The sequence below is a fragment of the Streptomyces sp. XH2 genome (genome assembly GCF_049725035.1).
In the GTDB taxonomy this organism is placed as follows: Bacteria; Actinomycetota; Actinomycetes; order Streptomycetales; family Streptomycetaceae; genus Streptomyces; species Streptomyces roseoverticillatus.
This window is the reverse complement of the sequence record NZ_JBMMMZ010000018.1, coordinates 1-12,544: the sequence shown is the minus strand read 5'-3', so window position 1 is coordinate 12,544 and position 12,544 is coordinate 1. Positions and strand designations below refer to the sequence as shown.

Here is a 12,544-nt window from a genome sequence, read left to right as displayed (position 1 = left end):
GAGGGCCGGCGGGAAGGTCAAAAGGGTCCCTGCCACCCGCTTATGCCGGATTTATCTCTCCACTAGGCGCGATCGTAGGTGACGTGCGTCCTATGCGCGGCGTCACACCGGGCGGGCGCTCCCGTCGCCCGGTGCGACCGACTCCGCACACAGCGTGCCCGCCGGGTTCAGACCTCCACGAGGACCTGGCCGAGGCTCTTGCGCACCAGATCCGGCACCTCGCAGTCGGCGGCCGGATACCCCACCGGGATCACCGCGAACGCCTTCTCGTTCACCGGCCGCCCCAGCACCTCCGACAGGAACCGCATCGGGCTCGGCGTGTGCACCAGCGCCGCGAGCCCCGACAGGTGCAGCGCCGACAGCAGCATCCCGACCGCGATGCCGACCGACTCGTCCACGTAGTAGTGCTTGCGCTTCTCCCCGCCCTCACCCAGCCAGTACCGCTGCTGGAAGACCACGATCAGCGCCGGCGCGTCCGTCAGGTGCGGCTTGACCTCGTCCGTGCCCAGCGGCCGCAGCGCCGCGAGCCACTCCTCGCCCAGCCGGCCCGCGTACGACAGCTGCTCCTCTTCCTCCGCGGCCGCACGGATGCGCCGCCGCACCCCGGCGTCCTTCACCAGGACGAAGGTCCACGGCTGCTGGTGCGCCCCGGAGGGCGCGGTGGCCGCGCACGCGATCGCGTCCCGCACCACCTGCTCCGGCACCGGGTCCGGCGAGAACTGCCGCACGGTCCGCCGCCGCCCCATCCGCTCGCGCAGCTCCGCGGCACGGGCGAGCGACTCGGCGGCGGGCATGCGCTCGGGCCGGTAGGGCACGGGCCGGTAGGCGTCGCCGTGGGTGGGCGTCCACTGAGTTGGTATAGACATGGCGAGTACATGCCCACTATCTGGTCGCGGGCAATCGTTCCGCCCGGCCGGGGCACCCCCGGCGGCAGCCGGGGGAGGGCGGCCACAACCCGACCACCGGCCTAGGCCGAACGACTCAGCCCCGGCCACCGCGAGCCCGATCCCGGGTCCTGAGGGCCCGGATACCGTAAAGCCATGACCAATGGCCCCCGCTCCGGCCTCACAGCCGTGAGCACCGCACTCCTCGCCATGAGCAGACACCTGCAGGTGCACGACGTCCTCAAGACGATCGTCGTCTCCGCCCGGGAGCTGCTGGGCGCCCGGTACGCGGCCCTCGGCGTCCCCGACGACCACGGCGGGTTCGCCCAGTTCGTCGTCGACGGCGTCAGCGACGAGCAGTGGAAGGCCATCGGACCGCTGCCCCGCCAGCACGGCGTCCTCGCCGCGATGATCCAGCAGGCCACCCCCGAGCGCCTCGCCGACGTCCGCGCGGACCCCCGCTTCGGCGGCTGGCCTGCCACCCACCCCAACATGCGCGACTTCATCGGCATGCCGGTCGCCGACGGCGACGAGGTCCTCGGCGCCCTCTTCCTCGCCAACAAGAAGCGGCCCGACCGCGTCGACGAGCCGCCCTGCGGCCTTGAGGAGGCCGCACCCACCTGCGGCTTCACCGAGGAGGACGAGGAACTGCTGAGCGTGCTGGCCCAGCACGCGGCCATCGCCCTCACCAACGCCCGCCTCTACGAGCGCAGCCGCGAGCTGACCATCGCCGAGGAGCGCGCCCGCCTCTCCCACGAGCTGCACGACGCCGTGGCCCAGAAGCTCTTCTCGCTGCGCCTGACCGCCCAGGCCGCCGCCGCGCTCGTCGACCGCGACCCGGGCCGCGCCAAGGAGGAGCTCCACGAGGCCGCCAGGCTCGCCGCGGAGGCCACCGACGAGCTCCGTGCCGCGGTCGTCGAGCTGCGGCCCGCAGGGCTGGACGAGGACGGCCTCGTCGCCACCCTGCGCACCCAGGTCCAGGTCCTCGACCGCGCCCACACGGCCAAGGTCACCTTCGCCTCGCACGGCATACGGGCCCTGCCCGCCTCCCAGGAGGAGGCGCTCCTGCGCGTCGCACAGGAGGCCCTGCACAACGCCCTGCGCCACTCCGGGGCGGGCCATGTCCAGGTCACCCTCACCCGGGCGGGGCAGGGCGCGGCGCTGTGCGTGGCCGACGACGGCTGCGGCTTCGAGCCCGAGGCGGTCCGCAAGGCCGGGCGCCACCTGGGCCTCGTGTCGATGCGGGACCGCGCGAGCGGTGTCGGCGGCAGTCTGACCGTTACCTCGGAGCCCGGCCTGGGCACCGCGATCGAGATGGAGGTGCCCGGTGGCTGAGGACGTGATCCGCGTGGTGCTGGTGGACGACCACCAGGTGGTCCGCAGGGGCCTGCGCACCTTCCTGGAGGTGCAGGAGGACATCGAGGTGGTGGGCGAGGCCGCGGACGGCGCCGAGGGCGTCGAGCGCGCGGAGGAGCTGCGCCCGGACGTCGTCCTCATGGACGTGAAGATGCCCGGCATGGACGGCATCGAGGCGCTGCGCCGGCTGCGGGAGCTGGAGAACCCCGCGCGGGTGCTGATCGTCACCAGCTTCACCGAGCAGCGCACGGTCGTCCCCGCCCTGCGCGCGGGCGCGGCGGGCTACGTCTACAAGGACGTGGACCCCGACGCCCTGGCGGGGGCGATCCGCTCGGTGCACGCCGGGCACGTCCTGCTGCAGCCCGAGGTGGCCGGGGCGCTGCTGTCGCAGGACGACCCCGGTGGCGGCGGCCAGGGGCGGGGCAACGCGCTGACGGAGCGGGAGCGGGAGGTGCTGGCGCTGATCGCCGACGGCCGGTCCAACCGCGAGATCGCGCGGGCGCTGGTGCTCTCGGAGAAGACCGTCAAGACCCACGTGTCGAACATTCTGATGAAGCTGGATCTCGCCGACCGCACGCAGGCGGCCCTGTGGGCCGTCCGACATGGGATCGGAGCCTGACCGGAAGCGCGTACGGCAAAACGGAACGTCGCATTCTGATCAGAGATTCATACGACCGTGTGGCTGTCGCCCCGGCCCCGCAACCCGAATGGCCGCAGCCCGTTCTCCATGGCGTACCGCGGCGGCTGGCCGTGGCAACGCCCTAGGAAGGTCATAAGAAGAGTGAAGAACATGAAGAAGGCCGCAGTCCTCACCATCGCTGCCGGCGGTCTCGCCATCGCCGGTGCGGGCGCTGCTTCCGCGCACGAGGCCGACGGCAAGGCGGTCAACTCCCCGGGTGTCGTCGCGGGCAACGTCGTCCAGGTGCCCGTGCACGTCCCTGTGAACGTCTGCGGCAACACCATCAACGTGGTCGGCCTGCTCAACCCGGCCGCCGGTAACTTCTGCATCAACAAGTAAGACCGATGCCTCCCGCCTGCCCGGTGTGCGCCGCATAACCGGGCAGGCGCGGGCGAGCAATCGTCCGAACGAGGGCAACACCGCCGATGGCCGTGCCATCGGCGGTTCGCTGGCGTTCATCACTACGCGACCCCGCGGCTGGGGCCGCTGAGAACGTCAGCAGAAGGAAGACCCTCCATGAACAGTGCCAAGAAAGCAGCCCTCGCTCTGGCGGTCACAGGGCTCGCCGTCGGTTCCGCCGCGGGCGTCGCGTCCGCGACCGACCACGGTGGCGGCCGCCAGGTGCATGAGCACCGCCACCACCCCGGGGGCGCCATCGCCAATGGCGTCGCCAAGGGCTCGCCGGGCGTCGTCTCCGGCAACGTCATCCAGGTGCCGATCCAGATCCCGCTGAACGTCTGCGGCAACAGCATCGACATCATCGGCCTGCTCAACCCGACCTTCGGGAACACCTGCGTCAACGCCAGCCGGGGCTGGGACGAGTTCCACAGCCGTGGCGAGTTCCACCACGGTGGCCACCACGGAGGCCACGACAAGCACGGCCACGACGGTCACTGGGGCGGCGACCACGACGATCACGACGATCGCGACGATCACTGACCGTACCGGCGCACCGGGAAGGCCCCGCGGACCTCAGGGACCGCGGGGCCTTCCGCGCGACCGTCACCGCTCACCTTCTCAGTGCCGCTTCCGGGCCCGCTCCTCGACGATCGCGTTGTACGCGGCCACCTGGGCCCGCCGCGCCGTCCGCTCCACCGGCCGCAGCGCCTGCGCCCGTGCCGCTATCTCCGACGCGCTCACCGCGGCCCCGTGCTCCCGGCCGCCGCCGTCCCCCGCCCCGTGCGCGATCTCGATCAGTGCCCCCACGCGCCGCGCCAGCTCCAGCACCCGGACGGCCCGCGGCGGATACCCCGGTGCCAGCACCTCGCTCCCGCGCTCGGCCCGCGCGCGATAGGCCTCCAATGCCGCCTGCGCCACCGGCCCCGACCCCGCCACGTCCAGCCGGGTGAGCACCTCCGTGGCCTCCCGCAGCGCCTCCGCGAGCTCCCGCTCGGCCTCCCCGAGCGAGGGCACGTCCGCCGGCGGCGCGTCCCGTACGGGCAGGCAGTGCCAGACGACCTCGACGTGCAGGTCGCCCTCCGGCCCGGCCTCGTACACCTCCGGTACGAGCCCCAGCGCGGCTCCCGTGGTGACGACCGCCTCCCCGGCCTCCAGGGCGCGGGCGTTGAACTCCGGGGGGCCGCTCAGGCCCAGCGGGTGCCCGGGCGCAGGCAGTGCGAGGCGCAGGCCCGTGGCCCCGAGGGCCCGCAGCCGGCCGAGCGCGAGCGTCAGGCCGACGGGCCCGGATTCACCGGGAAGGCCCACGACGCGGTGGACCGCGTCATCTCCGGTGATGTGGTGCGCGGCGTCATCAGGTGCGGCAAAACCCGCAATAAGGGCATTTCCCCACGCGGTGAGCCGTCCTGAGCGATGTTCATCGAGCATGGCCACCAGCCTAAGGACTGGTGCCCCCGGCGGGTGGCGTAGGTTTTCCCTGGGGGCTGCGCTTACCGGCGCCGCGACGACGAGACTGCAATGGGAGACAACGCGCTCATGAGCGAAGTGCTGGAACTGGTGGACGTATCCGTGGTCCGCGAGGGCCGGGCTCTGGTGGACCAGGTCTCCTGGTCGGTCAAGGAGGGGGAGCGCTGGGTCATCCTCGGCCCCAACGGCGCCGGCAAGACCACCCTCCTGAATGTCGCCTCCAGCTACCTCTTCCCGACCACGGGCACGGTCAAGGTCCTGGGCGAGAAGCTCGGCTCCGTGGACGTCTTCGAGCTGCGCCCGCGCATCGGCGTGGCGGGCATCGCCCTGGCGGACAAGCTGCCGCGCAGCCAGACCGTCCTGGAGACCGTCCTCACCGCCGCCTACGGCATGACGGCCACGTGGCAGGAGAACTACGAGGAGATCGACGAGCAGCGCGCCCGTGCCTTCCTCGACGTCCTCGGCATGACGGAGCTGCTGGACCGCAAGTTCGGCACCCTCTCGGAGGGCGAGCGCAAGCGCACCCTCATCGCCCGCGCGATGATGACCGACCCCGAGCTGCTGCTGCTCGACGAGCCCGCCGCGGGCCTCGACCTCGGCGGCCGCGAGGACCTCGTCCGCCGCCTCGGCCGGCTCGCCCGCGACCCGCTCGCCCCCTCGATGATCATGGTGACGCACCACGTCGAGGAGATCCCCGCGGGCTTCACCCACGTCCTGATGATCCGCCAGGGCAAGGTGCTCGCGGCCGGCCCCGTCGAGCTGGAGCTCACCTCCCGCAACCTCTCGCACTGCTTCGGCCTCCCGCTGGTCGTCGAGCGCAAGGGCGACCGCTGGACGGCCCAGGGCCTGCCGCTCTCCTGACACCCCGCCCGGACGGGCGCCCCGCGCGGGCGCCCTGTCCCGGGGCGGCCGCCGCGCCTACCATGACCTTGTGGACACATGGGTGTGGTGGCTGGTGGCCGCCGTCGGACTGGGCATCCCGCTGGTCGTGACCGCGATGCCCGAGTTCGGCATGCTCGCGGCCGGCGCCGTCGCCGCCGCCGTGACCAATGCGCTCGGCGCCGGCACCGTGGCACAGTTCATCGTCTTCGCGGCCGTCTCGGTCGCCCTGATCGCCGTCGTCCGCCCGATCGCCATGCGCCAGCGCACCCAGCGGCCCGTGCTGGCCAGCGGCGTGGAGGCCCTCAAGGGCCGGCAGGCCGTCGTCCTCGAACGGGTCGACGGCAGCGGCGGCCGCATCAAGCTCGCGGGCGAGACCTGGTCGGCCCGCGCCCTCGACGCGGACAGCGTCTTCGAGGCCGGCCAGCAGGTCGACGTCGTCGAGATCGAGGGCGCGACGGCCCTTGTCATGTGACGTGCGATCCGAACCGGTCCCCCTGAAGTGCCGTCAACGCCTGCACGGCGGTACCGCGTTCTGAAAGACTCGAACTGGATCAGTCCGGTCCACCCGATCAACGACCAGAGGCACGGGGAGCCCCGATGGAACCGATCATCATCGTCCTGATCATCTTGGTGGTGCTCGTCTTCATCGCCCTCATGAAGACGGTGCAGGTCATCCCGCAGGCCAGCGCCGCCATCGTGGAGCGCTTCGGCCGCTACACCCGCACCCTCAACGCCGGCCTGAACATCGTCGTCCCCTTCATCGACTCCATCCGCAACCGCATCGACCTCCGCGAGCAGGTCGTGCCGTTCCCCCCGCAGCCGGTGATCACCCAGGACAACCTGGTCGTCAACATCGACACCGTCATCTACTACCAGGTGACCGACGCCCGCGCCGCCACGTACGAGGTCTCCAGCTTCATCCAGGCCATCGAGCAGCTCACCGTCACCACCCTGCGCAACATCATCGGCGGCATGGACCTCGAGCGGACCCTGACCTCCCGCGAGGAGATCAACGCCGCGCTGCGCGGCGTCCTCGACGAGGCCACCGGCAAGTGGGGCATCCGCGTCAACCGCGTCGAGCTCAAGGCCATCGAGCCCCCGACCTCCATCCAGGACTCGATGGAGAAGCAGATGCGCGCCGACCGTGACAAGCGCGCCGCGATCCTCACCGCCGAGGGCATCCGCCAGTCGCAGATCCTCACCGCCGAGGGCGAGAAGCAGTCCGCGATCCTGCGCGCCGAAGGCGAGGCCCGGGCCGCCGCGCTGCGCGCCGAGGGCGAGGCCCAGGCCATCCGCACGGTCTTCGAGTCCATCCACGCCGGCGACGCCGACGAGAAGCTGCTCGCCTACCAGTACCTCCAGATGCTCCCGAAGATCGCCGAGGGCGACGCCAACAAGCTCTGGATCGTGCCCAGCGAGATCGGCGACGCCCTCAAGGGCCTCAGCGGCGCCGTCGGCAGCCTCAACCCCACGAGCGGCGCGCCCAAGACGCGCAAGGACTCCCCGCGCCGCGAGCAGCCGGGCATCGACTGACGACCCGTCCGGGGCCGGCGCTCGCTCTCGACCGGCGACCGCCCTCTCCTGCATGATCAGCGAGGCCCCCCGACCTGCCACAGGCGGGGAGGCGACAAACGGATCATGAAGGAGATGGCCATGTCCATCTGGGAAGCACTCGCGGTCTTCGCCGCCGGCATCGGCGCGGGCACCATCAACACCATCGTCGGCTCCGGCACCCTCTTCACCTTTCCGGTGCTCCTCGCCATCGGCCTGCCGCCGGTGACCGCCAACGTCTCCAACACCATCGGCCTGGTCACCGGCAACATCAGCGGCGCCATCGGCTACCGGCGCGAACTCCGCGGCCAGGGCGCCCGGGCCGTCCGCCTCGGCGCCACCGCCCTCGTCGGCGGCCTCGCCGGAGCCGTCCTGCTGCTCGCCCTGCCGTCCAAGGCGTTCGACGCGATCGTGCCCGCCCTCATCGGCATCGCCCTCGTCCTCGTCGTCCTCCAGCCCCGGCTCGCCAAGGCGCTCGCCCGCCGCCGCGAACGCAACGGCACCGAAGCGACCGCCCACCCCGACGGCGGCCCCGCCCTCCTCGTGGGCCTGCTGCTCGCCAGCGCCTACGGCGGCTACTTCGGTGCCGCCCAGGGAGTGCTCTACCTCTCCCTGATGGGCCTGCTGCTCCGCGAGGACCTCCAGCGCATCAACGCCCTCAAGAACATCCTGGCCGTCGTCGTCAACAGCGTCGCCGCGCTGGTCTTCGTCTTCGTCGCCCACGTCGACTGGACCGCAGCCCTCCTCATCGCCGCCGGCTCCACCCTCGGCGGCCAGATAGGGGCCAAGGTCGGCCGCCGCCTGTCACCCACGGCGCTGCGCGGCGTCATCGTCGTGGTGGGCGTCGTGGCCATCGTGCAGATGGTGCTGCGCTAGACGCGGGCGGTCCTGCGCTAGGGCAGGAGCTCGGGAACGGCGCCGCGGCGGCCGGGGGCACCGTACGCCCCCGCCGCCAGCAGCAGCGACTCCGCCGGAGTGGGCTCGAAGGGAAGGTTCAGCAGCGGCATCCCCGCCTGCTCCGGCGTCCGGTCCGCCTTGCGGTGGTTGTCCTCCGCGCACGCCGCGACCGTGTTGAGCCAGCTGTCCTCGCCGCCGCGGGACCGCGGCACCACGTGGTCCACCGTCGTGGCCCGCCGCCCGCAGTACGCGCACCGGTGCCGGTCCCGCACCAGCACTCCCCGCCGCGACCAGGGCGCCCGTCTTCGGAACGGCACCCGTACGTACCGGCAGAGCCTGATCACCTGCGGCGCGGGCACCTCGACCGCGGGCCCCCGCACCCGGCGCCCCGGGCGAGCCTGCTCGACCACGGCCTTGCCCTGCAGCACGAGCACCACCGCCCGCCGCAGCGACACCGTCGCCAGCGGCTCGAAGCTCGCATTGAGGACCAACGTCTCCCGCATCCCGGCCACCTCCCGGCCCACCCCCGCCCCAGCGGCGAGGTGGCTCAACTGTGCCGGTGCCGTCGCGGGACGGACAACGCAATTTCGCTGAGTGGAAAGGGAGTTGAGAGGGAGGAAGGGAAAGCGGGCAGGAAGAGGACGGGGGGGCAACGCTCCGGGCCCTTCCCCCGTGACGAACACGGGCCCGGAGCGTACGGCAGCGGACGCGGTCGCCCGGCACGCAGCCCGGCTCCGGCAGACCGCGGACGCAACTGCGCCCCGCCGCCCCCGCCACTGCGGTGTCCACTGCCCGACGGCCATGCGGGGCCGTCAGCCATGCACCACTGTGCGGTTCAAGGGCGGCGGGGCGCAACGGAATTTCCGCGACCACGCCGGGCCGTGCCGGAGCCACGCCGGCGGGCGGGCCCGCCCGGGAACCTCAGCCCGCGGCCGGCACCTCGTACTCGCCGATCAGCTGGGCCCGGCCCAGCGCGTGGAACCGCAGGTGGAAGCCCACCACGGCCGGCGACGCGTCCGCGTCCGGACCGAGCTTCTCCCTGTCCACGGCGTACACCGTGAACACGTAGCGGTGCGGCCCGTCGCCCGCCGGCGGAGCGGCCCCGCCGAAGTCCCGCGTGCCGTAGTCGTTGCGCGCGTGCACCACGCCCGCCGGCAGCCCCTTCATGTCCCCGCTGCCCGCACCCGCCGGCAGCTCCGTCACCGAGGCCGGGATGTCGAACAACACCCAGTGCCAGAACCCGCTGCCCGTCGGCGCGTCCGGGTCGTAGCACGTCACCGCGAAGCTCTTCGTGCCCGCGGGGAAACCCTCCCAGCGCAGGTGCGGAGACGTGTTCCCGCCGCTGTGGACCTGCCCCCGGCCGAGCGTCCCACCGTCCGTCAGATCGTCGCTGACCACCGTGAACGAGGGCACCGGCGGGTGGAAATCGTGGGGGAGCGGCCGTCGCTTCTGCTCGGACACCTCTGTGCCTCCTGTAACGCGCGGAATGCTGCGGATCACTGAAGACGCCAGCCTAACGAGCCCTCAGAGCCTCCGGCTGAGACCATACGAAGCGTGCTTCGACAGTTTGGCCCCATCGGACGACCGGCCGGCCGCGCCCTGCGCACCCTGACCGTCCTCCTCGCCGCCCTCCCCCTGCTCCTCCTGCCCGCCTGCTCCTCCTCCGACGGCAACAGCAAGAAGGGCGGGAGCGGCGGAGCCTCGGCCGCCGCACCGCCCGCGCCCTCATGGGCGCACGGCATGAAGACCGTCTCCCGGGAGAAGCTGCCGGCCGAGGCCCGCAAGACCCTCGACCTCATCGACAAGGGCGGACCCTTCCCGTACGACAAGGACGGCACCGTCTTCGGCAACTACGAGAACCGGCTGCCGAAACAGGCCCGCGGCTACTACCACGAGTACACCGTCCCCACGCCCGGCTCCCGCAACCGGGGCGCCCGCCGCATCATCGCCGGCAGCCACGCCGAGCGCTTCTACACCAGCGATCACTACGAGACCTTCGAAGCGGTGGTACAGCCATGACCGACCTGCTGCCCGCCCCCGGACTCACCGGACTCCTCCTCGGCACGACCCCGCCGGGCGTCTACCGGCTGCCCCCCGCCGACACCGCCCCCCGCGTCATGGCGCTCGCCGCCGAGGCCGACTGGCGGGGGGCCACCCTGCACCTGGGCGGAGTGACCACGAAGACCGCCTTCATGGACCGCTGCGCCACCGACCTCGAACTCCCCGACTGGTTCGGCCGCAACTGGGACGCCCTCGCCGACTGCCTCACCGACCTCTCGTGGTGGCGGGAGGAGGGCAAGGCACGCGGCTTCCTGCTGCTCGCCGAGGAATGGACCGCCTTCAGGAAGGCGACGCCGCGCGAGGCCCGCACGGCCGAGGCCGTCCTCGCCGACGCCGTCGACTACTGGGCCGAGGCGGAGTCACCCCTGGCGGTGCTGCTGGGCTGAGTGCCGGGGGTGACCCGCCGGGGTGATCCGCCGGGTGAGCCGGTTGAGGGCGGGTGACCGGTCAGAACCAGTTGCGCCGGCCGCCGACCTCCGCCAGCCACTGGTTGAGGTACGCCGCCCAGTCCGTCTGCCCGTACGCGTGCAGATCGACCGTGAACGACCGGTACGTGTCACTGCCCTCGGAGAACAGCCCCGGCTTCTTGTCCATCTCCAGCACGACGTCCATCTCGCGGTCGTCCGCGACGAACGACAGCTCGACCTCGTTCAGCCCCCGGTACTGCGACGGGGCCCGGAACTCGATCTCCTGGTAGAAGGGCAGCCGCTGGCGCGTCCCGCGGATGTGGCCGCGCTCCAGGTCCGCGCTCTTGAACGCGAAGCCCAGCTGCCCGAAGGCGTCCAGGATCGCCTGCTGCGCCGGCAGCGGGTGCACGTTCACCGGATCGAGGTCACCGGAGTCGACGGCGCGCGCGATGGCCAGGTGCGTCGTCACCCCCACGTTCATGCCGGTGAGGTGCCGCCCGAGGAAGGTGGTGACCGGAGTCTCCCACGGGATCTCCAGCCCGAACGGCACCGTGTGCACCGCCCCGGCCTGCACCTCGAAGGCCCCGCCCAGCTGCATGCGCGTGAACTCGACGTCCTGCTTGTACTCGCTGTCGTCGCCCTCGACCTCGACGCGGGCCTGCAGCCCGACGGACAGCCCCTGGATCGCCTGGGCGACGGAGCCGCCCTGGATGCGCACCTCGCCCTGGACGACGCCGCCCGGGACGACGTTCTCCTCGAACAGCACCGTCTCCACCGAAGCGCCTCCGGCGCCCAGGCTCGCCAGCAGCTTCTTGAACCCCATGACCGCGACCTCTCCTCTTTCCGTTCCGGTCCGTTACGCTCGATCGGCATGATCGCCGCGCCTGACCGTATGCCAGTCACCCGGGACTTCTTCGCCCGTCCCGTGCTCGAGGTCGCCCCCGAGCTGCTCGGCCGGACCCTCGTCCGCACCACCCCCGACGGACCGATCGAGGTCCGCATCACGGAGGTGGAGGCGTACGCGGGCGAGGCGGACCCCGGCTCGCACGCCTACCGCGGCCGGACCGAGCGCAATGCCTCGATGTTCGGACCGCCCGGGCACGCGTATGTCTACTTCATCTACGGCATGTGGTTCAGCCTCAACCTCGTCTGCGGGGAGGAGGGCACCGCGAGCGGCGTCCTCCTCAGGGCGGGCGAAGTGATCAGGGGCCGGGAGCTGGCCCGGGAGCGCCGCCCCAAGGCCCGCAAGGACCGCGAGCTGGCCCAGGGCCCGGCGCGGCTGGCCACGGCACTGAGTGTCGACCGGAGCCTGAACGGCACGGACGTGTGCGCCGGCCCGGACGCCCCGCTGTCCGTCCTCACCGGCCACCCCGTGCACCCGGACCGCATCCGCAACGGCCCGCGCACCGGTGTGGGCGGCGAGGGCGCGACACACCCCTGGCGGTTCTGGGCGGAAGGCGACCCGACGGTCAGCCCCTACCGCGCGCACGTCCCGCGGAACCGGGGAGCAGGTCGGGGAGGAGCCGGCAAGACCGGCCGACAGGCCGGTGCTTGACTTCGGGGTGAGGAAGACCTAACGTAGCCCGAGCCGCTTGAGACGGACGCGCTGTGTGCACGGACCGGTGGGCGGCACCACTCACTACTACGAGGTCACCCCGGACCGGGGTCATATTTTGCTGTGCCGAAATATGACGACGAACGGACTCGATCGGCTCGATTAGGAGCCGGACGGGAAAGCCGCTAAAGTAGTGAACACCCCGCCGACGGGGATCGGAAAACGAATTTCGAGCCGGAAACGGCAAGGGAAACGATCTGATAGAGTCGGAACACGAAATACCGAAGGGAAGCGCCCGGAGGAAAGCCCGAGAGGGTGAGTACAAAGGAAGCGTCCGTTCCTTGAGAACTCAACAGCGTGCCAAAAGTCAACGCCAGACTATAAAATACCCCGTCTCCGGTCTGTATGG

General features: G+C 71.8%; 16 protein-coding genes. 11 read left to right on the top strand and 5 right to left on the bottom strand.

Annotation, left to right across the window (positions count from 1 at the left end):
- Positions 1–167: 167 nt before the first annotated feature.
- Positions 168–866 (bottom strand): nitroreductase family protein, encoded by a 699-nt coding sequence (locus tag ACOTKD_RS32705; RefSeq protein ID WP_424892623.1) that lies wholly within the window; start codon positions 864–866, stop codon positions 168–170.
- Positions 867–1,040: 174 nt separating this feature from the next.
- Here ACOTKD_RS32705 and ACOTKD_RS32700 point away from each other — a divergent pair, with 174 nt between their 5' ends.
- The 4 genes from ACOTKD_RS32700 (at position 1,041) to ACOTKD_RS32685 (ending at position 3,858) form a co-directional block, all read left to right on the top strand.
- Positions 1,041–2,219 (top strand): GAF domain-containing sensor histidine kinase, encoded by a 1,179-nt coding sequence (locus tag ACOTKD_RS32700; protein ID WP_424892622.1) that lies wholly within the window; start codon positions 1,041–1,043, stop codon positions 2,217–2,219.
- Positions 2,212–2,859, top strand: a complete 648-nt coding sequence (locus ACOTKD_RS32695; protein ID WP_424892621.1) for a response regulator — start codon at positions 2,212–2,214, stop codon at positions 2,857–2,859. Before ACOTKD_RS32700 ends, ACOTKD_RS32695 begins: the two co-directional genes overlap by 8 nt.
- 162 nt (positions 2,860–3,021) lie before the next feature.
- Positions 3,022–3,258, top strand: coding sequence for a chaplin (locus ACOTKD_RS32690; protein ID WP_424892620.1), 237 nt, complete (start codon positions 3,022–3,024; stop codon positions 3,256–3,258).
- Between the two features lie 177 nt (positions 3,259–3,435).
- Positions 3,436–3,858: a chaplin gene (locus tag ACOTKD_RS32685; RefSeq protein WP_424892619.1), complete on the top strand. Its 423-nt coding sequence runs from the start codon at positions 3,436–3,438 to the stop codon at positions 3,856–3,858.
- A 78-nt stretch (positions 3,859–3,936) separates the two neighbouring features.
- Here the strand turns inward: ACOTKD_RS32685 and ACOTKD_RS32680 are convergent, their stop codons facing one another.
- Positions 3,937–4,743, bottom strand: a complete 807-nt coding sequence (locus ACOTKD_RS32680) for a hypothetical protein (RefSeq protein ID WP_424892618.1) — start codon at positions 4,741–4,743, stop codon at positions 3,937–3,939.
- Positions 4,744–4,833: 90 nt separating this feature from the next.
- Between ACOTKD_RS32680 and ACOTKD_RS32675 the strand changes: the two genes are divergently transcribed.
- From ACOTKD_RS32675 to ACOTKD_RS32660, 4 genes are all read left to right on the top strand, one after another.
- On the top strand, positions 4,834–5,643 hold the full coding sequence (locus ACOTKD_RS32675; protein ID WP_356289762.1) for an ABC transporter ATP-binding protein: 810 nt from the start codon (positions 4,834–4,836) through the stop codon (positions 5,641–5,643).
- Between the two features lie 82 nt (positions 5,644–5,725).
- The gene (locus ACOTKD_RS32670) at positions 5,726–6,136 is read left to right on the top strand and encodes an NfeD family protein (protein WP_424892734.1); all 411 of its coding nucleotides are present in this window, start codon (positions 5,726–5,728) and stop codon (positions 6,134–6,136) included.
- A gap of 125 nt (positions 6,137–6,261) precedes the next feature.
- Positions 6,262–7,197, top strand: coding sequence for an SPFH domain-containing protein (locus ACOTKD_RS32665; RefSeq protein WP_424892617.1), 936 nt, complete (start codon positions 6,262–6,264; stop codon positions 7,195–7,197).
- Positions 7,198–7,317: 120 nt separating this feature from the next.
- Complete coding sequence (locus tag ACOTKD_RS32660) at positions 7,318–8,091, top strand: sulfite exporter TauE/SafE family protein (protein ID WP_424892616.1); 774 nt, start codon at positions 7,318–7,320, stop codon at positions 8,089–8,091.
- Positions 8,092–8,108: 17 nt separating this feature from the next.
- On the opposite strand, the gene ACOTKD_RS32655 is transcribed toward ACOTKD_RS32660, so the two are convergent.
- Positions 8,109–8,615, bottom strand: a complete 507-nt coding sequence (locus ACOTKD_RS32655; RefSeq protein WP_424892615.1) for an HNH endonuclease — start codon at positions 8,613–8,615, stop codon at positions 8,109–8,111.
- Between the two features lie 418 nt (positions 8,616–9,033).
- Entirely contained in the window at positions 9,034–9,573 is a 540-nt protein-coding gene (locus tag ACOTKD_RS32650; protein ID WP_424892614.1) for a YbhB/YbcL family Raf kinase inhibitor-like protein, read from the bottom strand.
- A 93-nt stretch (positions 9,574–9,666) separates the two neighbouring features.
- Here ACOTKD_RS32650 and ACOTKD_RS32645 point away from each other — a divergent pair, with 93 nt between their 5' ends.
- Positions 9,667–10,131 carry a ribonuclease domain-containing protein gene (locus ACOTKD_RS32645; protein ID WP_424892613.1) on the top strand — a complete coding sequence of 155 codons (465 nt, stop codon included), beginning with the start codon at positions 9,667–9,669 and terminating at the stop codon, positions 10,129–10,131.
- On the top strand, positions 10,128–10,559 hold the full coding sequence (locus tag ACOTKD_RS32640) for a barstar family protein (protein WP_424892612.1): 432 nt from the start codon (positions 10,128–10,130) through the stop codon (positions 10,557–10,559). Before ACOTKD_RS32645 ends, ACOTKD_RS32640 begins: the two co-directional genes overlap by 4 nt.
- 61 nt (positions 10,560–10,620) lie before the next feature.
- Here the strand turns inward: ACOTKD_RS32640 and ACOTKD_RS32635 are convergent, their stop codons facing one another.
- Positions 10,621–11,403: a sporulation protein gene (locus ACOTKD_RS32635; RefSeq protein WP_424892611.1), complete on the bottom strand. Its 783-nt coding sequence runs from the start codon at positions 11,401–11,403 to the stop codon at positions 10,621–10,623.
- A gap of 48 nt (positions 11,404–11,451) precedes the next feature.
- Between ACOTKD_RS32635 and ACOTKD_RS32630 the strand changes: the two genes are divergently transcribed.
- A complete protein-coding gene (locus tag ACOTKD_RS32630; RefSeq protein WP_424892610.1) occupies positions 11,452–12,135 on the top strand; it encodes a DNA-3-methyladenine glycosylase in 684 nt (227 codons plus the stop codon).
- The last annotated feature ends 409 nt before the right edge of the window (positions 12,136–12,544 follow it).